Origin of the sequence: Rhizobium sp. BK313 (assembly GCF_014193655.1) — a bacterium.
Lineage (GTDB): Bacteria > Pseudomonadota > Alphaproteobacteria > Rhizobiales > Rhizobiaceae > Rhizobium.
Genome location: NZ_JACHZQ010000001.1, coordinates 332,879 through 354,480, shown reverse-complemented (window position 1 = coordinate 354,480; position 21,602 = coordinate 332,879). Strand labels below are relative to the sequence as shown.

The window sequence follows — 21,602 nt, the reverse complement described above, 5'->3', positions numbered from 1 at the left end:
GCGCCGCTCAATAGGCCATATCCGGCGCATAGAAGCAGCGCGGCGTGTTCTCGTCCGGAAACAGACAAAGGTGATAGGCGCCATCCGGTGAACGCATTGTCTTGCGCTGTGGTAGCGTAAAGATATGAGCATGCGTCACATAGCGATGATCGCCGGGATAGAGCGTAATCCGATAGCCACCCGGGATAACGGTCACCGTGCGCGAGGGGATCATCTCGCAATCACCGGTCTGACTGTCGCCGTTGCAACAGTAGGGATCGTAGGTCCAGCCGGAGGGCGCGTCGTGCGCCATGGCAGAGGTTGCAAAAAGGAATAGTGCAAACGCCAGTATACCACGCATGGGCAAATCTCCGACGATACGGCGCCCCGGGGGCTCCGCTGCCCGCCTATCGCCGATGACGCTGAAAAAACGCGTCCAATTTTCATCTATGGCGAAGTTGGCGCTCGACAAGAGCGGCTGCATATCGGTCACGGAAGTGTGTGGTCCCGTTACGAAAAGCAATCCCTTGATGAAACGCCCCTTCCCTCTGCGCCCAACATTTTGCAAGGTGTCGAGTCGGAGGAAGAAAAGGGGAACTGAATGTATGAATATGCCATAGCGTGGGAATGGCTGGCCTTTGCTGCCCGCTGGTTCCACGTCATAACCGCCATTGCCTGGATCGGCTCGTCCTTCTACTTCATCGCGCTTGATCTCGGCCTGGTGAAGCGTCCGCATCTTCCGCCCGGCGCCTATGGCGAGGAGTGGCAGGTTCATGGCGGCGGTTTCTATCACATCCAGAAATATCTGGTGGCCCCGGCCACGATGCCGGAACATCTGACCTGGTTCAAATATGAGAGCTATTTTACCTGGCTCTCCGGCTTCCTGATGCTCTGCATCGTCTATTACGGGGGCGCCAATCTCTTCCTCATCGACCGGCATGTACTGGACGTCAGCGTTCCCGTCGCCATTCTGATTTCGCTGGCTTCCCTCGCCGGTGGCTGGATCGTCTACGATCTGCTCTGCAAATCGCCGCTCGGCAACAACACCTGGGGTCTGATGGCGGTGCTTTATGCCGTCCTCGTCTTCATGGCCTGGGGCTATACCCACCTCTTCACGGGCCGCGCCGCCTTCCTGCATCTCGGCGCCTTCACGGCGACGATCATGTCGGCCAATGTCTTCATGATCATCATACCCAACCAGAAGATCGTAGTCGCCGACCTGATCGCCGGGCGCACGCCGGACCCGAAATATGGCCGCATCGCCAAGCAGCGCTCTTTGCACAACAACTATCTGACGCTGCCCGTTATCTTCTTCATGCTGTCGAACCATTATCCGCTGGCCTTCGGCACCGCTTATAACTGGATCATCGCGGCGCTGGTGTTCCTGATGGGCGTCACCATCCGCCATTGGTTCAACACGATCCATGCCCGCAAGGGCCGCCCCACCTGGACATGGATCGTCACCGTCATTCTCTTCATTCTGATCATATGGCTTTCGACCGTGCCGAAGGTGTTGACCGGCGAAAAGGATGCCGACGCCGTCGCGCCCGCTTTTCAGCAGTTCGCTGCGGATGCGCACTTTCCGGCGGTGAAGCAGATGATCTCGACGCGCTGTTCGATGTGCCATGCCGCTGAGCCTGTTTTTGAAGGCATTGCGCGTGCGCCACAGGATGTGATGCTGGAAAACGACGCGGAAATCGCTATGCATGCCCGCGAGATCTATATTCAGGCTGGCCGCAGCCATGCCATGCCGCCCGGCAATGTCACCGACGTGACGCCGGAGGAGCGCAAGCTGCTGGCCGCCTGGTTCGAAAGCTCCGTCGGAGAAAAAGACCAATGACTACCCTTTTGCGTGGCCGCATGCTCTCCTTCAAGCGCGCGCCAGAGAACCTGACCGATACGGACAGCTATTCGTATGAGCACGATGGCGGCCTGCTGATCGAGAACGGAATCATCGCCGCCATCGGCCCTTATCTAGAGGTCAAGGCGAAAGCGCCTGCGCATGTTGCCGAAGTCGACCATCGGCCGCATTTGATCTTGCCGGGCTTTATCGACATGCATCTGCATTTTCCGCAAATGCAGGTCATCGCCTCCTATGCGGCCAACCTTCTGGAATGGCTGAACACCTATACTTTCCCGGAGGAATGCCGCTTTGTCGAAAGCGCCCATGCGCAGCGCATAGCCACCCATTTCTACGACGAGCTGATCCGCCACGGCACGACGACGGCGGTTGCCTATTGCTCCGTGCACAAGACCTCCGCCGACGCCTTCTTTGCCGAAGCCATGCGCCGCAACATGCGCATGGTCGGCGGCAAGGTGATGATGGACCGCCATGCGCCGCAGGGCCTGCTCGACACACCGCAGATGGGTTACGACGAGACGCGCCAGGTGATCGCCGATTGGCACGGCAAGGGCCGCAACCATGTCGCCATCACCCCGCGTTTCGCCATCACCTCGACGCCTGAGCAGATGGAAGCAGCCGCAGCCCTTGCCCGTGAATTCCCTAATCTGCATATCCAGACGCATCTCTCCGAAAACCACGACGAGATCAAATTCACCGGCGAGCTCTATCCAGACGCGATCGACTACACCGATATCTACGCGCGCTACGACCTGCTCGGGCCGAAGAGCCTGTTCGGACACGCCATTCACCTTTCCGAGCGCGAAGCCGACGCCATGAGCGAGGCCGGCGCCATCGCCGTCCATTGCCCGACCTCCAACCTGTTCCTCGGCTCCGGCCTTTTCCCGCTGAAGGCTCTGGCACGCCGCGAAAAGCCCGTCCGCATCGGCGTCGCCACCGATATCGGCGGCGGCTCCAGCTATTCGATGCTGCGCACAATGGACGAGGCCTACAAGATCCAGCAGCTTCTCGGCGAACGCCTGAACCCGCTGGAAAGCTATTATTACATGACGCTCGGCAACGCCGAAGCCCTGTCGCTGGCCGACAAGATCGGTACCCTCGATCCCGGTACCGACGCCGACCTTGTCATCCTCGACGCTGCCGCCACGCCGGCCATGGCGCTGAAGATGGAAGTCGTGAAGACGCTCCCGGAGGAGCTCTTCCTGTTGCAGACCATGGGGGACGATCGGGCGATCATCGAAACCTATGTTGCAGGAAAAGCCGCGAAATCGATCCTGCAGTAAGGCGATCCAGATCCTCCGTAATAGTCATCGAAAAGGCAGAGAGCCATGACCGCGCCGCTTACCATTGCCGAACTGAAGAAGCTCGCCAAACGGCGCGTCCCCAAAATGTTCTTCCAATATGCCGATTCCGGTTCGTGGACCGAGTCCACTTACGATGCGAACGAAGCTGATTTCAAAAAGATCAAACTTCGCCAACGCGTCCTCGTCGACATGGCCAACCGCTCGCTGGAAACTCGCATGATCGGCCAGACGGTGTCCATGCCGGTAGCGTTGGCTCCGACCGGGCTGACGGGCATGCAGCATGCCGACGGCGAGATGCTGGCGGCGCGCGCCGCGGAGGAATTCGGCATTCCGTTCACGCTGTCGACCATGAGCATCTGCTCGATCGAAGACGTTGCCTCGGTAACGAAGCAACCCTTCTGGTTTCAGCTCTATGTCATGAAGGATCGCGACTTCGTGATAAACCTCATCAACCGCGCAAAAGCCGCAAAATGCTCGGCTTTGGTGCTGACGGCCGACCTGCAGATCCTTGGCCAGCGACACAACGATCTGCGCAACGGCCTGACGGCGCCGCCAAAACTCATCCCGAAACATATGTGGCAGGTGGCGATGCGGCCGCGCTGGTGCCTGGACATGATGCGGACGAAGCGGCATTCCTTTGGCAATGTCATCGGTCATGCCAAGAACGTCACCAGCCTGGCGTCACTGGCGGGCTGGACCCATGAACAATTCGATCCAAAGCTTTCGTGGAGTGATGTCGGCTGGATCAAGGAACGCTGGGGCGGGCCGCTGATCATCAAAGGTATCCTCGATGTCGACGACGCCAAGGCCGCGGTCGATACCGGCGCAGACGCGATCATCGTTTCCAACCATGGCGGCCGTCAGCTTGATGGCGCCCCCTCTTCTATCAGTATGCTACCGAAGATCGTCGACGCCGTCGGCGACAAGATTGAAGTGCACGTTGATGGCGGCATCCGCTCCGGCCAAGACGTGTTGAAGGCGGTGGCGCTCGGCGCTAAAGGCACGTTCATCGGCCGCCCCTTCCTCTACGGCCTCGGCGCCATGGGCAAGGAGGGCGTAACGCGGGCACTGGAGATCATCCGCAACGAGCTGGATATTTCCATGGCCCTCTGCGGCAAGCGGGATATCAAGACGGTGAACCGGGAGATTCTGGCCGAGGTTTAACGCAGCCACCCTGTCGCCAAAGCGCTCGCCCACTCGGAACGGCCTGCGCGCGCAGCAAGTGCTGCCATCGCTTGATGATCGTAAGCTACCTGCCGGAATGTCGGCAGCCACATGCCTTCCACCTTTTCCAGAACTGCATACGAGGCGAAGGGGTGGCCTGCCTCGACCTTGTGACAATGGGGCAGATCATCATCGTAGGCTGGACAGCCGACACTGCCGGGATTGACGATCAGGCGCCCGTCACGAAGGCGAACCGCACGCGGGATATGGCTATGGCCGCATAGGATCAGCGGAAGATCGATTCCGGCAGCCAGCGCCTCGATCTCCTCGATCGGCTTCAGATAGATATGGCCTTCCGGCGCGACAGCTTCGAGCCAGTAGACGTTGTCGTCCTTCGGCGTCGCATGACACAGGTAAACCTCGTCCATGTAGATGGTGCTGAACGGCAAGGTGTGCAACCACTCGAGATGGTGTCCGGACAATTCCGCATGGGCGGCACTGTCCGAAATATGCATCTTCTCCGGCAGCTGTTCGATCAGATACCGATCGTGGTTGCCGCGAACTGTCACTGCATCGAGCGCAAGTAGGATATCGGCCGTCTCCCCTGCCGTCAGCGGTCCGCTAAAGCAATCGCCGAGATTGACGATATTGTTGATGCCTTGCGCGCGGATATCGGCGAGCACCACTTCCAGCGCCAGGTGATTGCCGTGCACATCCGCAATAACAGCAAAACGCAAGGCTCAGCTCCCGCGATAGGTGGAATAGCCGTAGGGCGAAATCAGCAGCGGCACATGATAATGCGCCGTCGTGTCGGCAATGCCGAAGCGGATCGGCACCAGATCCAGGAATGCCGGTTCGGGCAGCTTGGCCCCGGTTGCTCGTAGATAGTCACCGGCGCGGAAGACCAGCTCGTAGGTGCCGGCGACAAAATTGTCGCCGATCAGGATCGGCCCACCGTCGACGCGCCCGTCGGAATTGGTCGTGACCGTCTTCAGATGCTTCCGCGTCTCACCCTCGATCTTGAAGAGATCGATCGCCAAGCCTTCGGCCGGCTTGCCGAGGGCAGTGTCGAGCACATGGGTGGTCAGTCCGGTCATAGGGTCGGCGCTCCGATGATGAAGGGGGTGTCGAAGAAGAATTCCACCAGATTGTTGCCCGACCCGTCACGATCGACAACGAGAAAGTCACTCGGCTGATCGAGGGTCATTAGCGGGTAATGCCAGACATTGCGGCGATAGTTCACGCCTTGATCGCCACGCGCCAGGAAGACCTGCGGCGTACCCGGCTTGCCGTCCTCGTCCTTCGCAACCACCACGAGGAACTGCCGATCGTTCAGCGGTACGAAACACTGGCTGCCGAGGGGATGGCGCTCCATCATGTCGATCGCGTATGGAAAGGCCCGCGGCTGGCCGCGAAACAGATTGATGATCACTCGCGCGCCCTCGCCCACGGCCTCAGCGCCTGAAAGCGCATGAAACCGTTCCGTCGTACCGCCATTGATCAGCTTCATCGTTGCCGGGTCCGCCTCGATGACGTCGCCGAAGGGCGCGAACGCAGTCTTGGTGAGAGGAAAAATATCGAGCGTCTGGGTCATGGTCGTCACTCCCCTTCTGCCCGCCAGTGGCGGATGGATTCGAGTTGCGTGAGCAATTCGGGGACTGAATGCCCAACCGTCGTCCAAATATCCTCGACGTTTGCAGTGACGCCGTGCGACAGCAGGCGCTCGCTCATAGTTTGCATCTCATTCCAATGTAAATCCGGATGATCCGGTCCGAATTCCGGATGTTCATTCAGCAACTGTGCGGCCGCCGCACCAATGGCACAGAGGCTATAGGCGACAGCATACTGGGTACGATCATCGGCCAGGAACGACGCCCTGTCCATTCCCCGAACAAAAAGACGCGCGTCGGACGCGGCCTTCTGCATGTGATCCAGGTAGTGGACTAGACCTCTGCCGGTCATATCCTAGGCCTTGTTCCCATAAAGCCTGAGCCGCATCACGCCGCCGTCCGGGTGCATGGCGAAACGCACATGCGTTACCGGGCCGATCGCGGCGAGGACATCGCTGCCATAGTCATGAATATGGTCCATCTGCAGCTTCTGGCGCGAAAGCATGGGCTTCCAGCGTTCGGAGGCGGCGATCTCCGCATCGGTGAAGGTGTCGCCGTGGCCGGGCAGATAGGCACCGAGCAGTTCGCAGGTGTCCGGAAAATTGCCTTTGAAGAAGGCGGTATCGACGATGACGCGGTTGATGGTGCCCGGATGGCCGAGGCGGATGATCGTCCAGTCATGGCCGGGGCCGCGCCGGCGCTTGGTTTCCCAGCCGTCGCCCATGTTGAGGCCGCGGCCCGGTCCGAGCATCTTGTCGGGATGGCCATAATGCGCGTCCGACCAGGCAAGCGCCTTGGCGCCGTTGAAAATATAGCCGAGGTCGACTTCCTCGGTGTTACCGACCTTCGACCAGTCGAAATAGGCTGAGCCGTAAACGCGCAAACGTGCCACGCCGCCATCGGGATAGATGTGCATCCGAAGATGCGTCCAAACCTTTTCCTTGTCGGCCACTTCGAAGAAATGATGCGCACTCGAGCCGAGCGGCGATTTCACGAGGATCTCGGTCCAAGCGGTCGCGTCGGTCGGATCGCCGCTTTCGACGAAGGCAGCCTCGATCGAGCAGTGCGGCGGATAATTGCCGGTGAAATAGCTGGTATCGACATCGAAGCCGAAGATACGGCCCGGCATGGCGAGGCGGATGACCGACCAGTCGTGCCCCGGTACGCGCTTGCGCCGGCTTTCCCAGCCGTCCATGTATTTGCCGTTGTCGTCATAGAGATCCGGATCGAAGCTTGCCGGCACATCCTGCAGCATGCGGTCCAGCGGCGCGAAGAACTCGTCGGTGGCATAGAGCCCCTTGGCGCCGAGGCGGGCGGAGGCAAGGTTGATGGCACCGACCGCGAAGGACGGAAGGCTGGTATCGGCATTGTCGGTCATTCAAGTCTCCGGAAGCATGGATTGCAGGCGCAGCAGGGCGATTTTCTCCACCTGCGCCGTTGCGGTCGCAAATTCCGCGTCCCGGTCACTGCCGATCCGCGTCTCGAAGGCGGCAAGGATGTCGTCTTTGCCGAGCCCCTTAACCGCAATAATAAAGGGAAAGCCGAATTTCGTCACGTAAGCCGTGTTGAGCTCGGTGAAGCGGGCATGCTCAGCTGGTGTGAGCCGGTCAAGCCCGGCGCCTGCCTGCTCCTTGCGGCTGTCCTCGGTGAGCTTGCCCGCAATTGCCAGCCGGCCGGCGAGGTCGGGATGCGCGCGCAAAACGCCAAGCCGCTCGTCAGCACTGGCGGCGCGAAAGATGGCGACCAGAGCGCCATGTACGCTGCCTGACGTCAACGGTTCGGCAATATTGCCGGCGTCATAGGCACGTTCGGCAATGAACGGGGAGTGCTCGAAGACACCGCCAAAGCGGGTTACGAAATCGTCGCGTGATATCATTTTAGCGCGCACCCACGGGAAGGTGATGCTGGTACCAATGGTTGGCGATATCGATGCGCCTGGGCAGCCAGACCTTGTCGTGCTTCAGCACATACTCGATGAAGCGCCTCAGCGCCGCCGCTCGACCCGGCCGACCAACCAGACGGCAATGCAGGCCGACGGACATCATCTTCGGGCTGCCCTGCTTGCCCTCTTCATAGAGCGTGTCGAAGGCATCCTTGAGATAGGTGAAGAACTGATCGCCGGAATTGAAGCCCTGCGGCGTGGCGAAACGCATATCGTTGGTTTCGAGCGTGTAGGGGATGATCAGGAACGGCTTGCCCTCGACACCATCGACCCAATAGGGCAGATCGTCGGCATAGGAATCCGAGGAATAGAGAAAACCGCCCTCCTCCATCACCAGCCGCAGCGTATTATCAGAAGGTTTGCCCTGGTACATGCCGTGGGGGCGCTCACCGGTCAGCTCGGTATGAAGGCGCACGGCCTCAAGGATGTGCTTGCGCTCCAGATCCTCGGGAAAATCCTTGTATTCCAGCCAGCGATAGCCGTGGCTCGCGATCTCCCAGCCGGCCTCCTTCATGGCGGCGACCGCTTCCGGATTGCGGGCCATGGCAAGTGTCACGCCGTAAACGGTTGCCTGCACCTTGAGCTCGGTGAACATGCGCCACAACCGCCAGAAACCGGCACGCGAACCATATTCGTAGATCGATTCCATATTGAGATTGCGCTGGTTCGGCCAGGGTGCCGCACCGACGATTTCCGACAACAAGTTCTCCGAAGCAGGGTCGCCGTCGAGTACGCAGCTTTCCCCGCCCTCTTCGTAATTGATCACAAACTGCACCGCGACGCGGGCATCGCCCGGCCATTTCGGATCGGGCGTATTGCGGCCATAGCCGATGAGATTGCGGGGGTAGGTATCGGACATCAAAGCACCTTCTCAAATATGTGAAGACGGTAGCATTCACGGCCGGAAAGTCGAGACGGAAAGTGCGAAACCCACTTTCCTTTTGCTTATAAGCGCTTAGGCAATCTTGCGGGCGCTGACCTTGCCCATTGGATGCAGAGAGTGCACCCGGAACGGACCGCCGGTGCCCTCTTCCATCATCAGCGCGATATTCGATACCGGCACTGGCTCGGTAAGTGCCGGCTCGAAGAAATCGCGCAACACCCGCTCCATGCGTGGCAGATCGGCGGGGGTGACCGTGCCCGTCAGCATCATCTGGAAGCGGAATTCATCCATGACATGTGGATGGCCCCAGCGATGCAGATTGGCGAATTGCGCGGCCGACAGGCTATCGGGGTCGCTGCGCTCGATTTCCGCTTCAGTCAGGGGTGCCCGATAGTGATCGAAGGCCTGGACCAGCGACGCCGCCAGGAAATGCATTTGCTGACAGGGCTCGGACGGCACCAGGCCGAACGTACCGCCGAGGCGCGCAACTTCCATCTGCGGAATCTCGAATGGCGTTACCGTGCCGGAAAAACGCATCAGGTCGCGCAGCAACGTCGCCTCGGACATATCCTCCGCCAGGCGAAACGGCGCTTTCAACGTGCCGTTAAAACCATAGCGGCGCGGCACGGCGGTATGGAAGGCGATCTCATGAATACCAAGCCCGCGAATGGCGGGCGGATCGACCATCTCACCGGAATAGACATTGCGGCCGAGCCAATTTGCGGCCACGAGCGTCAGCGGATCGCTCGCAGACGGCGTGAAGCAAATGGCGTAGCGCATAAAATCTCCTCCAGAGCGCGACAAACCGGCCGATCCAACCGGAAGCCGATGGGCAAGGAGATAGGTGATTTGCGTGACAGATTGACGACCCGAGCGGGTTTATATTCACGTTTTATGTGATGCTACCGTAATGTGGTTCGAAAGCGCGAAACCTTGGGGCAACTTGAAAGAACTTGGAATTTCCAATGCCTCCCGGACCGCAGCTTCGGCCAGGCGATGCGCCAGACCGAAACTGACCTTGAACCCGCCGGTCAGCGCAATGAGCTGCGGATAGTTCGGATGCGCTCCCACCATGGGATCCCGATCGATCGCCTTCGGCCGCAAACCGGCCCAGCGTTCGATCACCTCGGCACCAGCCAGCGCCGGCGTCATCATCCGCGCAGCGGTGAGCAGGTCTTCCAGTTGATCATCCGTCGACAGCGGATCGTCGAAGCGATTCTCGCTCGTGCTGCCGACCGCCACCAACCCGCCCTCATGCGGAACGATATAGAGCCCGTCACGGAAAATCACCGGCAGGCCGGCATCGACATCCGCCTTCAGTAACGCCGCTTGCCCCTTGACTGGCTGGCCGAGGGGAGAATGACGACCGGGCGTCAATCCATCCAGTATCGGAAAGGAGCGATGGCCGGCGGATAGAATGCAGCGGTGGAAACAGATAACGCCTCCGGGGGTCACCGCAACGCAGCGATCCGGATCGATGCTCTGGATGTCCAGTCCTTCGACAAGCCGAACATGTTTCGCCTGACGAAGGAATGACGCAAGGACCGCGATCAGCGAACGTGGCGCCACGCGTGCAGCGAGCGTATCATGCACGAAACCGCTTTCGCCAGAGGCCGGTTCGATCCAGCCGCTAGCGGGCGGCGAGTCCAGGACATGCCAATAGAACCGGTGCTCGCCGAGACGCCAATTCGTCTCGGCGTCGCGTGAGTGACCGAGAGCGATCTTGCGCAAGTGCGGCCTCGGTAACGGAATGAGACGACTGGAGCGGCGATAGCCGGCCGAAAGTCCGGTCGCCGCTTCAAGGACTGCGATTTCCGTTTCCAAGGCAACAAGCGCCTCGAGCTGAAACTGCTTCTTGTTGTCCCAGCGATCCGGCATATAGGGCATCAGCGCACCGAGAACGCCGCCGCTTGCCCCCTGCCCCAGCCGACCGGCATCGACGAGCATCGCCTCGATGCCCAGGCGCTCCGCATGCACCGCCGCCCACAGGCCCATGATACCGCCGCCGATGATCAGCAGTTCGACGGACGATTGACCGGCAAGCCCCGGAGGATTATCGGCTCTTCCCATGACAGACCCAGTTTCCGAACAGACACCAGCGGCTGAGGCCAATGCAAGCCAAGCGCTTGAATGGCGCGACGGCGATATGCCCTATTCGACCGCCTTTGGCGACCATTTTTATTGCCAGACCGACGGGCGGCTGGAATGCGGCCATGTCTTCCTTGCCGGCAACGGCCTCCCCGCTCGTTGGAATGAACAACAAAGCTTTCTGATCGGCGAACTCGGCTTCGGCACCGGCCTGAATTTTTGCGAGACCTGGCGGCAATGGCGACAACATCGCCAATCGAATTCGAAACTCCACTTCATATCTTTCGAACTTTACCCGATGCGCTCCGAGGAGATCGATCGCGCGTTGTCACGCTGGCCTGAAATCGATGCTGAGCGTCAGGCGCTTGTCGCTGTTTGGCCAGAAGTACCGGGCGGCATCGTTACGCTCACGCTCGACGCCCAGACGCGCCTCAGCGTCGTCTGTGGCCCGGCGATCGACGGCGTGAGCCAAGCAGCAGCAGGCTTCGACGCCTGGTATCTTGACGGTTTCGCCCCTTCACGAAACGTCGATATGTGGTCGCCGGAACTGATGCAGCATCTCCACGACAAGACAGTCTCTGGCGGCACCTTCGCCACCTACGCCGCCGCCGGCTTCGTCCGCCGCAACCTGCAGGCAGCAGGATTCACGGTCGAACGACGTAAGGGATTTGCAGGAAAACGCGAGATGCTCTGCGGCGTGAGGCAGGCTTAGTTGCTGGAACGCTCGCTCTGAAGCGCAGCATCGCCGAGCCAGCGGCGGGCCTTGGCTTCCAGGAGTTCGGGGCTGATCGGTTTCGACATGTAATCGTCCATGCCCGCCTCCAGGCACATATCGCGGTCGACTTCGAGCGCATGCGCAGTGACGCCGACGATCGGCACGTGCCAGCCCTGCCCGGCTTCCGCTTCCAACTGCCGGATCATGCGGGTCGCCTGGTGGCCGTTCATGACCGGCATGGAGACATCCATCATGATCAGCGATGGCCGAAGCTGACGCCAGGCATCTACGGCCTCCTGGCCATTCTGGACCACGAGGAAGCGCAGGCCTGTGACTTGCAAGATCTGTGTGAAGACGATCTGGTTGACCTCGTTATCCTCTGCGACGAGGATATCGATGGCGCTGACAGGTTTCGCTGCCACCTCGCGTTCGACGGTATCGATTGCGGCGGCCGCTTCGGCCTCGATCGGCAACTGCGGAGCGGAGGCGGTCTCATCGCAGTTCATCCGCTGCCGGCGCGCAGTGCGCACGACATCGATGATGGTGCTGCGCAGCACATTGGCGCGAGTGGGTTTCATCAGATGCGCCTGACCATTTAGCGCCGCGAATTCCTTGTCGCTGCCGGCGACATCCATGGATGTCAGAAAGATCAGCGAGACGCCTTCGAAGCGCGAATTGGCACGGATGGCACGCGCGACGTCATCTCCGTTCATGTCCGGCATGTGGTAATCGAGGATCACGGCATCGACCGGCACACCCATATCGAAAGCGGCATGGAGGATAGCGAGCCCCGTCTTGCCGTCTTCGGCGGCGTAGCCGTCAAAACCCCATTGCGCCAACTGCTCGGTCAATATCCGCCGGTTGATCTCGTTGTCGTCGACGACCAGGATGCCGGCGCCTTTGACATTGACCGGCACCGCGCGCGGTTCATTGCGAACGGCCGCCGGCGGCACGGGCAGATGTACGCTGAAGACCGAGCCCTTGCCCCATTCGCTTTCGACTTCGAGATAGCCGCCGAAGAGATCGACCAGCCCGGCGGTAATGGCGAGGCCGAGACCTGTGCCCTCGTGACGGCGGGTCGAGGACGCATCGACCTGCGAAAACTTCTCGAAAATGGAATCGAGCTTCTCGTCGGGAATGCCGACACCGGTGTCCTCGATACGGAGCGTTAACATGACCTCGTCGTTGTCAATCGACCGGCTGTTCACCTCGACCAGCACATGGCCGCGCTCGGTGAATTTGATCGCATTGCCGACGAGATTGGTGACGATCTGGCGGAAGCGGCCGGCATCGCCGAGCACCATGGCCGGCACATCGGGCGTCGTGCGCACCAGCAGCTCGATATCCTTTTCCGCCGCCGGCGACGAGAGGAGTGTCATGACATCCTCAACCGCCTCGGCCGGATCGAAGGCAGCCTTGCGCAGACGCATCTGCCCAGCATCGATCTTCGAGAAATCCAGGATGTCGTTGATGATCGTCAACAGCGCATTGCCCGACTTGACGATGATATCGATGAAGGTCTTCTGACGGGCGTCGAGATCGGTCTTGGCCAGGAGTTCCGCCATGCCGAGAACACCATTCATCGGCGTACGGATTTCATGGCTCATATTGGCGAGAAATTCGGATTTGGCGCGGTCGGCGGCTTCGCTGCGGGAAAGCAGCAGTTGCAGCTCGGCCTCGCGCTCCTTCATCTCGGTGACATCGGTCAGAACCACGGTCCAGCGGCGATTTTCGCTGATCGTCGCTTCGAATTGCATCCAGCGCTCGCCGGCGACCTGGAACACCGCCGAGACCGGCTTGTTCGCCGCCATGCTCTCGCCCCAGGCAAGGCGAACCGCCTCCGGCTCGTCGCCGAAATCGCCGCGCGCGGCGCAATGATCAAAGGCGATGGACCAATGCTTGCCGACCTCGAGATAATCTGCGGGAACGCGCAGCATGTCCTTCAATGCATCGCTCGCCAGCATGATGATGCCGTCCTGTACGATCAGCAATCCTTGCGACATGGCGTGCGTGGCGTCTGTCATCAGCTCGCCGAGGCGCTCCAGCGCAACACGCGCCTCGGTGATCTCTCGGGCTTGCTGGCGCACGGAGGAGATGTCGGCATAGGCGATCAGCGTGCGGCCGTTCGAAATGCGGCGCGCATCCATGATGACGGATTTACCGTCGGCAAAATTCATCTCGGTCTGGAGATGCGGTCCGGCGTTGCGGAAGGCGTCCAGTCGCGCCTGATAGACGTCGTCGATGCTGCCGGCATCGGCGTCGTAACGGCCAAGCTCGAAATGCTTGGCAACGAGATCGCGATAGTGCCGGCCTTCGAAGCGCTCGTCCTTCGGGAATCCCCAGATGTCGTAAAAGGCATCATTGGTATATTCCACATCATAGTTGCCGTCATGGATCATCACGCCGATCGGCATTGAGCGCAGGATATTCTCCAGATCCTGATGCAATGCCTGCGCCTGCGCCTGCGCCTCGATCAACTGTGTCTCGCGCAGCTTCAAAACGGAAATATCGGTCATGGATCCGACGGCGTAGCGCTTGCCGTCCGAGGTGACGACGCGGTTGACGCGCGTCATGATCGGATGCTTCACGTGCAGCCGATCAACCACTTCGCCTTCGAATTCGAGCCCGTGCCCTTCGTTCAGCACGCGCTCGTTTTCCGCAAAGAAATCGTCGGCGCCGTTTTCGAACATCTCGTGTTCTGTCTTGCCCAGCGCCTCGGCGCGGCTGAGCCCCGTGATGGCCGCATAGGCCTCGTTGGAATAGATCAGCCGATGGCCGGCATCGCGCACGAAAGCGGCAACCGGCAGGTCTTCGAGAATGGTACGATAAAGTCCGATCTCATCGACGCCTTTGCCCGGAATATCGTGGTCTCCCGGAGCCAAGGACGAATGCGAAGGCACAACTGGCGAATCAAGAAACATTCCGAAGACGTAGAAGCGGTCTTGCGAGGGCGAAAAACTTTCGATCTGCACCCGCGAACGGTCACTGCCCGTGGGATCGAAGCATAGCGCCGTCTCCTCGGAGCCGAACACCAACGCCCGGCGCTCCTTGTCTTCGCGGTCGATCTCTTCGCCGCTGTCGAAGAGATCGCGGCTGCGATTGCCGATGAAATCAGAGATATCGCGCCGAAAAAAGCGCGCATAGGCTTCGTTGACGGCGACATATCGCAGATCGCTGTTCTTGACATAGGCCGGCTGATCCAGATCGGCGATCCGGCGACAGGCCATCTCCAGCAGTGCACCGTCCGAGTTCAACAGGACCCCTCTTCTCACCACTCACGATAGGTTACTGAAGCAATGCTTTATCACAAATCGCTTTAACAAGCCGTTAACCATATTACCAGCGCGTGGAACGTCGCGTTCAGGCCACTGACTATCCCAGAACAGTCATTCCCAGGTCGCAAACGACGGCAGCATTCGACGTCGAACTCTGCCAAGAATCACATCAGGACAATGGTGGAGCGAGACTATGAGCGACGATAGAAACACGGCCTTGCACGAGACTGACACCGCTACCATTCCGGTCGAGCGCCGCCGCCGAGCCGGGGGTCGGGGCGCCGAGCGCAGCCGCAAGCCGAGCGGCGCGAAATATCTCAATCTCGTCAACAATCTCGCCCGCACCGAACTTCTGTCGCCTGAAGCGCTCGACGACATTCACGAGGCGTCGTTGACCATTCTCGAAGAGATCGGCATGGACATCATCCTGCCGGAAGCGCGCGAGCGCATGAAGGCCGCGGGCGCCGTCATCGCGCCTGGTACGGAGCGCGTCCGCTTCGACCGCGGCATGATCACGGAGCTGATCGCCTCAGTCCCTTCGACCTTCACTCTGCACGCCCGTAATCCGCTCAGAAACGTTCAGATCGGCGGCAGGAACCTCGTCTTTGCCCAGGTCGCCTCGGCACCTTTTGTCGCTGATCGTGAAGGTGGCAGGCGGGCCGGCAATCAGGAGGACTTCCGCAAGCTGATCAAGCTTGCCCAATCCTACGACATCATCCACATGACCGGCGGCTACCCGGTGGAGCCCATCGATATCCACGCCTCGGTACGCCATCTCGACTGCCTCGCCGATATCGTCAAGCTCACCGACAAGGCGTTCCATTGCTATTCGCTCGGCAAGCAGCGCAATCTCGACGCCATCGAGATCGCCCGCATCGGCCGCGGTATCAGCATGGAACAGATGGAGCGCGAGCCCTCGCTCTTCACCGTCATCAATTCCTCCTCACCGCTGCGCCTCGACGGGCCGATGCTGCAAGGCATTATCGAGATGTCGTCGCGAGGTCAGGTCGTGATCATCACGCCTTTCACGCTGGCGGGCGCCATGGCGCCGGTGACCATCGCTGGCGCGCTGGTGCAGCAGAATGCCGAAGCGCTCTGCGGTATTGCCTTCAGTCAGATGGTGCGCAAGGGAGCGCCGGTCATGTATGGCGGCTTCACCTCGAATGTCGACATGAAGACCGGAGCGCCCGCCTTTGGCACCCCCGAATATATGAAGGCGGTCATCTGTGGCGGCCAGCTCGCCCGCCGCTACGGCATCCCCTACCGCACCTCCAACACCAACGCCGCCAATACGCTGGACGCGCAGGCGGCCTACGAATCGGCACTATCGCTTTGGGCGCTGACGCAGGGCGGCGGCAACTTCGTACTGCATTCAGCTGGCTGGAGCGAAGGCGGGCTGACCGCCTCCTTCGAGAAATTCATCCTCGATGTCGACATGCTGCAGATGGTCGCCGAATTCCTGACGCCGCTGGATGTCAGCCAGGACGCGCTGGCTCTTGACGCCGTGCGAGATGTCGGCCCCGGCGGCCACTATTTCGGCACCGCGCATACGCTCGCCCGCTACGAAACCGCCTTCTATTCGCCGATCCTTTCGGACTGGCGCAATCACGAGACCTGGACTGAAGCCGGCCGGCCGACGACCTATGATCATGCCAACCGCGTCTTCAAAGAAACACTCGCTCATTACGAGCGCCCGCCGCTCGATCCAGCGATCGAGGAGGAGCTTGACGCCTTCGTTGCAAGGCGCAAAAAGGAAGGCGGCGTTCCGACTGATTTCTAGAGTGAAATCAACAAGTTTTGCTCATCTATTATGAAAAAAATTTAATGTGAGGCTCCTCTCATTTAGCCACGACTTCGCCTCGATTCCTGCCCAGTTTCGGTCCTGGCTTCAGTTGGGGGCCTTTTGTTAGGGAAAGGAATTTTAATGTCCGTGCTTCGCACTGTAATGGCGACAGGCCTGATAGCGCTAACCCTTGGTGGCGCGGCTGTCGCAACCACCACTTCGGCAAGCGCTTCCGAGCGCGGCGCCTTCTGGGGCGGCCTCGCTGCCGGCGCCGTTGGCGGCGCACTCGCTGCCGAAGCCGTCCGACCGGCTTATCCGGCTTATTACTATGGCCCGGCCTACGAGCCCGTTTACTGGCGTCCGCACCATCACTGCACCTGGGGTTGGCACCGCGACCGCTGGGGCCACCCGCACCGCGTAGAAGTTTGCCGTTAAGGCTTGAAGCGCATCGCTTCCAGTGATGCCATGCCTGAATTGACAGCGCCGCCGGCTCCCGGCGGCGTTTTTGTTGCATCCGCGAACAAGCTTTCGGTGATACCCCTTGACTTTGGCGGTGAATAAGACCAAATGCGCCTCAGCTTTCACCTTCCGGCCGCCGCGTGAGCGTGCCCTGCGGGACTAGACGTACGCAAGAGAAGGACAAAAGCGCTTTTAAAATGAGACCGCACCCCAAGGCGGTCGGACGCGCTGGAAAGCTTTTTCCAACTAACAAGTTCCCACTTCACGCGGGGTTCTTGACGCCAGAGAGAGACCGGACCGCATGGTGCGACCCGGCCTATTTGCTTTGGCGCCCCGAAAGGTATTGAATTGACCGATTTTCACTCGCTTGGTCTCTCCAAGCAGATCGTCGATACGCTGTCGCAAAACAACTTCGCGACGCCGACGCCCATCCAGGCACAGGCTATTCCGCTTGTTCTTCAGGGCCGCGATCTCATCGGCCTCGCCCAGACCGGCACCGGCAAAACAGCCGCTTTCGGCCTGCCAATCATCGAGATGCTGTTGAAGGATGCCAAGCGCCCCGACAACCGCACGGTCCGCACGCTGATCCTCGCCCCGACCCGCGAACTGGTCAACCAGATCGCTGATAACCTGAAACTCTTCGTCCGCAAGACGCCGCTGAAGATCAATGTCGTCGTCGGCGGCGCCTCGATCAACAAGCAGCAACTCCAGCTGGAACGCGGGACCGACATCCTCGTCGCCACCCCCGGCCGCCTGCTCGATCTCATCAGCCGCCGCGCCCTGTCGCTCGGCCAGGTCAGCTATCTCGTCCTCGACGAGGCCGACCAGATGCTCGACCTCGGCTTTATCCATGACCTGCGCAAGATCTCCAAGCTCGTCCCGGCCAAGCGCCAGACCATGCTGTTCTCGGCCACCATGCCGAAGACGATCGCCGATCTCGCTTCCGAATACCTGACCGATCCGGTCAAGGTCGAAGTCTCGCCTCCTGGCAAGGCCGCCGACAAGGTGGAGCAATATGTCCACTTCGTATCCGGACAGAACCACAAGACCGAGATCCTGAAGGAAACGATTTCCGCAAATCCGGATGGCCGCGCCATGGTTTTCCTGCGCACCAAGCACGGCGCAGAGAAGCTGATGAAGCATCTCGATCATGTCGGCTTTGCCGTCGCTTCCATCCACGGCAACAAGAGCCAAGGCCAGCGCGAGCGCGCCTTGCGAGCCTTCCGTGATGGCGAAGTCCGCATTCTCGTCGCAACCGATGTCGCTGCCCGCGGCATCGACATCCCCGGCGTTTCGCATGTCTATAACTACGACCTGCCGGAAGTGCCGGATGCCTACGTCCACCGCATCGGCCGCACCGCGCGCGCCGGCCGCGACGGCATTGCCATTGCCTTCTGCGCTCCGGATGAAGCCCGCCTGCTGCGCGACATCGAGCGCCTGATGGGCATCGAAATCGCCGTTGCGAGTGGCGAAGCTCCGGCTGACCGTGGCCGTCCGGCTCGCGGCAACAACCGCGCAGGTGGTCGTGGTGGCCAAGGTCAAGGCCGTGGTGGTGCAGGTCAAGGGCGTCCGGAAGGGCGTTCGGGTCGCCCCGCCGGCCGTCCGCAGCGTGACGGCGAAAATGGCGAAGCCCGCGCTCGTAGCGGCGAACGCCAGGAACGCCGCCCGCGTGACGATCGTCCGCAGCGCGAAAACAATCGCAATGCTGACTTCCGCGGCCAGCGACGCGACGAGCGCACGCCGCGCCCGGAAATAGACAACGATCTCGCTTCGACGTCCGATTTTCGTCCGGCCAAGAAGCCTCATCACAATGGCCCGGCAAACGCCAATGGCGCATCCCACGAAGCCGGCGCCCATCGCGGCCCCCGCCATGCTCACGGCCGCCCCTCGGGCCGCCATAGTGAGGAGCGCGGCCAAGGCCACGCCCACGGCGAACACCGCGAAGGCGGCAACGGCGGCATGAAACGCAGCGGCCCTCGCAATGGCGGTGGCGGTGGTCAGCGTCGCGAACGTGCTTGATTGAATGAAAAAAGGGGGCCAATCGGCCCCCTTTTTTGCGACTATTCTGCGAAGCCATGGGGTTCTTGCACCAGAGCGAGAAGATCATCCCACAGATGTGCGATCCGTCAGACGGTCGTCCCGACCTAGACCGACAGGTTCTGCCACGACCTATGCTCGCCCAAGCCCTTCCGTAGAAATCCCCCATTGGGATTGTTTCCCAGGACAAAATGGCAGCAATTTCGAAATTGCGGGGATCTCACGAAAATCTGGTTCCGGTTGGTTAAGAACATTTGGATGGTTGTTCCGCCTAAATCGGCCTCTGCATAGGTAGAATATCGGCATATTTGCAGAATTCCCGATCTTTAAGGCAAGACGTTGCACACGACAGCATTGACACGGTCGATGTCGGCAAGCGACTGGGGGCAACTCTTGCTTCTCGGCGCCCTTTGGGGCGGCTCATTCTTCTTTGCCCGCATCGCCGTCGCCGAAATTCCGCCGCTGGCGCTGGTCCTCTACCGCGTATCGATCGCTGCAGTTGTCCTGCATCTGTGGCTGCGGTTGCGCGGCATTTCGTTCTCTCCCGCCTTGGCAAGAGCTGGCTCATTCCTGTGCCTTGCATTGCTCAACAATGTCATTCCGTTCTCGCTGATCTTCACTGGACAAACGAAAATCGGCGCGGGTCTCGCTTCTGTGCTTTATGCGACAACGCCTCTCTGGACGATGCTGGCGGCGAACCTGCTGACGGCCGACGAGAAACTCTCGACAGCAAAACTCGCGGGAATAGGGCTTGGGATCGCTGGAGCGGCTGTCATGATCGGCCCCGGCCTTCTCTCCGATCTCGGCGGGCCAACATGGGCAAAGCTTGCGGTCATCGGAGCTGCGATCTCTTATGCGCTTGCCGTCGTCTATGCCAAGCGATTCAAGGATATCAAACCATCCGTCGTTGCAACCGGCCAGCTCACCGCCTCCACCATTTTGATGGTGCCGATTGTCTTCCTTTTCTACGGACCCCAGGACATCGTGAGCTCGAGCCTTTCCATCTGGATGGCCGTCGGCGTTCTCGCAGTTTTTACGACAGCATTCGCTTTCATTCTCTATTTCAACATCATCGCCTCGGCCGGCGCGACAAATGCATCCCTCGTGACGCTGCTGGTGCCAGCCAGCGCGATCATGCTGGGCACGGCCTTTCTTGGTGAGCGGCTTGAGTCTTATGAATTCGCCGGACTGGCCTTGATCGTTTCCAGCCTGCTTGTCGTGGACGGCAGATTATTTCGCCGCTGATCGGCGGATGCCGCCGCCTGCCCTATTCCGGCACCACATCCGCCGTGCGCCGATTGGTCAAGTAGACGCCGATCACCACGACCGCCGTGCCGATAATGATCGGCAGGGTCAGCGGCTCGCCGAAAGCGATCGCTGCTTCGATGGCGACGGCGGGCGGCATCAGATAGATCAGCGAAGCAGCGCGCGACACCTGCCCTCGGCGGATAAGGTAGAGCAGCAGGCCGACCGCACCCATCGACAAGCCGAAGACCGACCAGATGAGGGCAAGGATCGCCTCGTGCGTGCCGTCGAAATGCAGGTCCTCGAACGTCAGCGCCAGGGGCGCAGTCACGATGAGCGCGCCGACATATTGCAGCGTCGCGATGGTGCGGAGGTCGCCGGTCTGCAGGTGACGCTTCTGATAAAGCGTGCCGTATGTCACCGAGACCATCGCCAACAGATTGACGCCGAGCGGGATCGCCGATTGCCAGAGATTGGCGGCATCCGATGTCAAAAGCTTCGGCGAAATGGCAATCGCGATGCCGATGAAGCCAAGCACCAGACCAATCCGCTGCACCGGCTGCAGGCGCTCGCCGACCAGATAAGGCGCAGCCATCGCCGTCATTAGCGGCTGCAGGGCAGCGATGATGCCCGAAATCCCCGCAGGTACACCGCTGGCGATCGCCCACCAAAGACCGCCGAGATAAAACCCGTGCAGAAAGATGCCGGAATAAATCGCGCGGAAGACGCTGGACCAATCGCGCGGCCATTTCGCACCGGTAAAAGCGCAAAACAGGACGAAAGCGAGCGCGGAAAGGCTGTAGCGCATCACAAGAAAGGTGAACGGACCCGAGTGCATCGCCGCATATTTCGCAACGATCCAGCCTGTGGACCAGAGAAAAACGAAGATCGCCGGCGCGAAAGTGTCGAGGGACATGGAGGCTCAGACTGAAATTGATTTGCACGCTCGAACCGGGCCTGAATTGAAACCGGAACGTCACTTGCGCAAGCTGCAGCCGCTGATAGCCGAAGACGGTCGGAGCGTCAAAATCGAACAGCTGAAAACAACCATCAATTTTTCTTCACGTCGGTTTCCCGACCGCTGGGTTCAGGGAGATCAGGCATGCCGCAGCCACCTCGACAACAAAAATAAGCAAATGCGTAAATTTTGATCGCAGCCCAATGGCGGTAGTCTTTCATTTACCGGTGCAGCGACCCAAAATGCCTGGAAATCCGGCACTTTGGGCAGCTCTGAAATTCGTGCATTGAAACGCGCAT

21 protein-coding genes are annotated in these 21,602 nt (G+C 60.3%); 9 read left to right on the top strand and 12 right to left on the bottom strand.

The genetic code is table 11. From position 1 onward, the window contains the following. Window positions 1–7 precede the first annotated feature (7 nt). Window positions 8–340: a hypothetical protein gene (locus tag FHT86_RS01665; RefSeq protein ID WP_133705135.1), complete on the bottom strand. Its 333-nt coding sequence runs from the start codon at window positions 338–340 to the stop codon at window positions 8–10. A gap of 240 nt (window positions 341–580) precedes the next feature. Between FHT86_RS01665 and FHT86_RS01660 the strand changes: the two genes are divergently transcribed. The 3 genes from FHT86_RS01660 to FHT86_RS01650 are packed head-to-tail and all read left to right on the top strand — an operon-like array spanning window position 581 to window position 4,308. Beyond that, complete coding sequence (locus FHT86_RS01660) at window positions 581–1,819, top strand: urate hydroxylase PuuD (protein ID WP_133705134.1); 1,239 nt, start codon at window positions 581–583, stop codon at window positions 1,817–1,819. Beyond that, on the top strand, window positions 1,816–3,123 hold the full coding sequence (gene guaD / locus FHT86_RS01655; RefSeq protein ID WP_133705133.1) for a guanine deaminase: 1,308 nt from the start codon (window positions 1,816–1,818) through the stop codon (window positions 3,121–3,123). The genes FHT86_RS01660 and guaD overlap by 4 nt, the downstream gene beginning before the upstream one ends. 45 nt (window positions 3,124–3,168) lie before the next feature. Next, entirely contained in the window at window positions 3,169–4,308 is a 1,140-nt protein-coding gene (locus FHT86_RS01650; RefSeq protein WP_133705132.1) for an alpha-hydroxy acid oxidase, read from the top strand. Here FHT86_RS01650 and FHT86_RS01645 read toward each other — a convergent pair. The 9 genes from FHT86_RS01645 to FHT86_RS01605 form a co-directional block, all read right to left on the bottom strand. Further along, entirely contained in the window at window positions 4,305–5,045 is a 741-nt protein-coding gene (locus tag FHT86_RS01645) for a metallophosphoesterase (protein ID WP_133705131.1), read from the bottom strand. The two genes, FHT86_RS01650 and FHT86_RS01645, sit on opposite strands and share 4 nt — an antisense overlap. 3 nt (window positions 5,046–5,048) lie before the next feature. Continuing rightward, window positions 5,049–5,405 carry a hydroxyisourate hydrolase gene (gene uraH, locus FHT86_RS01640; RefSeq protein WP_133705130.1) on the bottom strand — a complete coding sequence of 119 codons (357 nt, stop codon included), beginning with the start codon at window positions 5,403–5,405 and terminating at the stop codon, window positions 5,049–5,051. After that, on the bottom strand, window positions 5,402–5,902 hold the full coding sequence (locus tag FHT86_RS01635) for an ureidoglycolate lyase (protein WP_133705129.1): 501 nt from the start codon (window positions 5,900–5,902) through the stop codon (window positions 5,402–5,404). The genes uraH and FHT86_RS01635 overlap by 4 nt, the downstream gene beginning before the upstream one ends. A 5-nt stretch (window positions 5,903–5,907) precedes the next feature. After that, window positions 5,908–6,270: a DUF86 domain-containing protein gene (locus FHT86_RS01630; RefSeq protein ID WP_133705128.1), complete on the bottom strand. Its 363-nt coding sequence runs from the start codon at window positions 6,268–6,270 to the stop codon at window positions 5,908–5,910. A gap of 3 nt (window positions 6,271–6,273) precedes the next feature. Next, window positions 6,274–7,296: an allantoicase gene (gene alc, locus FHT86_RS01625; protein WP_133705127.1), complete on the bottom strand. Its 1,023-nt coding sequence runs from the start codon at window positions 7,294–7,296 to the stop codon at window positions 6,274–6,276. Beyond that, window positions 7,297–7,794 (bottom strand): 2-oxo-4-hydroxy-4-carboxy-5-ureidoimidazoline decarboxylase, encoded by a 498-nt coding sequence (gene uraD / locus FHT86_RS01620; protein ID WP_133705126.1) that lies wholly within the window; start codon window positions 7,792–7,794, stop codon window positions 7,297–7,299. A gap of 1 nt (window position 7,795) precedes the next feature. Further along, the gene (puuE, locus tag FHT86_RS01615) at window positions 7,796–8,722 is read right to left on the bottom strand and encodes an allantoinase PuuE (RefSeq protein WP_133705125.1); all 927 of its coding nucleotides are present in this window, start codon (window positions 8,720–8,722) and stop codon (window positions 7,796–7,798) included. A gap of 93 nt (window positions 8,723–8,815) precedes the next feature. Then, window positions 8,816–9,523: a DUF1045 domain-containing protein gene (locus tag FHT86_RS01610; protein WP_133705124.1), complete on the bottom strand. Its 708-nt coding sequence runs from the start codon at window positions 9,521–9,523 to the stop codon at window positions 8,816–8,818. Between the two features lie 105 nt (window positions 9,524–9,628). Continuing rightward, a complete protein-coding gene (locus tag FHT86_RS01605; RefSeq protein WP_133705123.1) occupies window positions 9,629–10,813 on the bottom strand; it encodes an NAD(P)/FAD-dependent oxidoreductase in 1,185 nt (394 codons plus the stop codon). On the opposite strand from FHT86_RS01605, the gene mnmD reads away from it, so the two are divergent. Further along, window positions 10,812–11,543 carry a tRNA (5-methylaminomethyl-2-thiouridine)(34)-methyltransferase MnmD gene (gene mnmD, locus FHT86_RS01600; protein WP_133705122.1) on the top strand — a complete coding sequence of 244 codons (732 nt, stop codon included), beginning with the start codon at window positions 10,812–10,814 and terminating at the stop codon, window positions 11,541–11,543. The genes FHT86_RS01605 and mnmD overlap by 2 nt on opposite strands. Here mnmD and FHT86_RS01595 read toward each other — a convergent pair. Next, window positions 11,540–14,800, bottom strand: coding sequence for a response regulator (locus FHT86_RS01595; RefSeq protein WP_133705121.1), 3,261 nt, complete (start codon window positions 14,798–14,800; stop codon window positions 11,540–11,542). The two genes, mnmD and FHT86_RS01595, sit on opposite strands and share 4 nt — an antisense overlap. Window positions 14,801–15,014: 214 nt before the next feature. Between FHT86_RS01595 and FHT86_RS01590 the strand changes: the two genes are divergently transcribed. The 4 genes from FHT86_RS01590 (at window position 15,015) to FHT86_RS01575 (ending at window position 20,345) form a co-directional block, all read left to right on the top strand. Further along, window positions 15,015–16,601 carry a trimethylamine methyltransferase family protein gene (locus tag FHT86_RS01590; RefSeq protein ID WP_133705120.1) on the top strand — a complete coding sequence of 529 codons (1,587 nt, stop codon included), beginning with the start codon at window positions 15,015–15,017 and terminating at the stop codon, window positions 16,599–16,601. Window positions 16,602–16,745: 144 nt separating this feature from the next. Next, window positions 16,746–17,039, top strand: coding sequence for a hypothetical protein (locus tag FHT86_RS01585; RefSeq protein ID WP_133705119.1), 294 nt, complete (start codon window positions 16,746–16,748; stop codon window positions 17,037–17,039). Window positions 17,040–17,411: 372 nt separating this feature from the next. Beyond that, complete coding sequence (locus tag FHT86_RS01580) at window positions 17,412–19,082, top strand: DEAD/DEAH box helicase (RefSeq protein ID WP_133705118.1); 1,671 nt, start codon at window positions 17,412–17,414, stop codon at window positions 19,080–19,082. A gap of 384 nt (window positions 19,083–19,466) precedes the next feature. Beyond that, a complete protein-coding gene (locus FHT86_RS01575; RefSeq protein ID WP_133705117.1) occupies window positions 19,467–20,345 on the top strand; it encodes a DMT family transporter in 879 nt (292 codons plus the stop codon). A gap of 22 nt (window positions 20,346–20,367) precedes the next feature. Here the strand turns inward: FHT86_RS01575 and FHT86_RS01570 are convergent, their stop codons facing one another. Then, window positions 20,368–21,261 carry a DMT family transporter gene (locus tag FHT86_RS01570; RefSeq protein ID WP_133705116.1) on the bottom strand — a complete coding sequence of 298 codons (894 nt, stop codon included), beginning with the start codon at window positions 21,259–21,261 and terminating at the stop codon, window positions 20,368–20,370. Here FHT86_RS01570 and FHT86_RS01565 point away from each other — a divergent pair. Then, window positions 21,260–21,496, top strand: coding sequence for a hypothetical protein (locus FHT86_RS01565; protein WP_133705115.1), 237 nt, complete (start codon window positions 21,260–21,262; stop codon window positions 21,494–21,496). The two genes, FHT86_RS01570 and FHT86_RS01565, sit on opposite strands and share 2 nt — an antisense overlap. The last annotated feature ends 106 nt before the right edge of the window (window positions 21,497–21,602 follow it).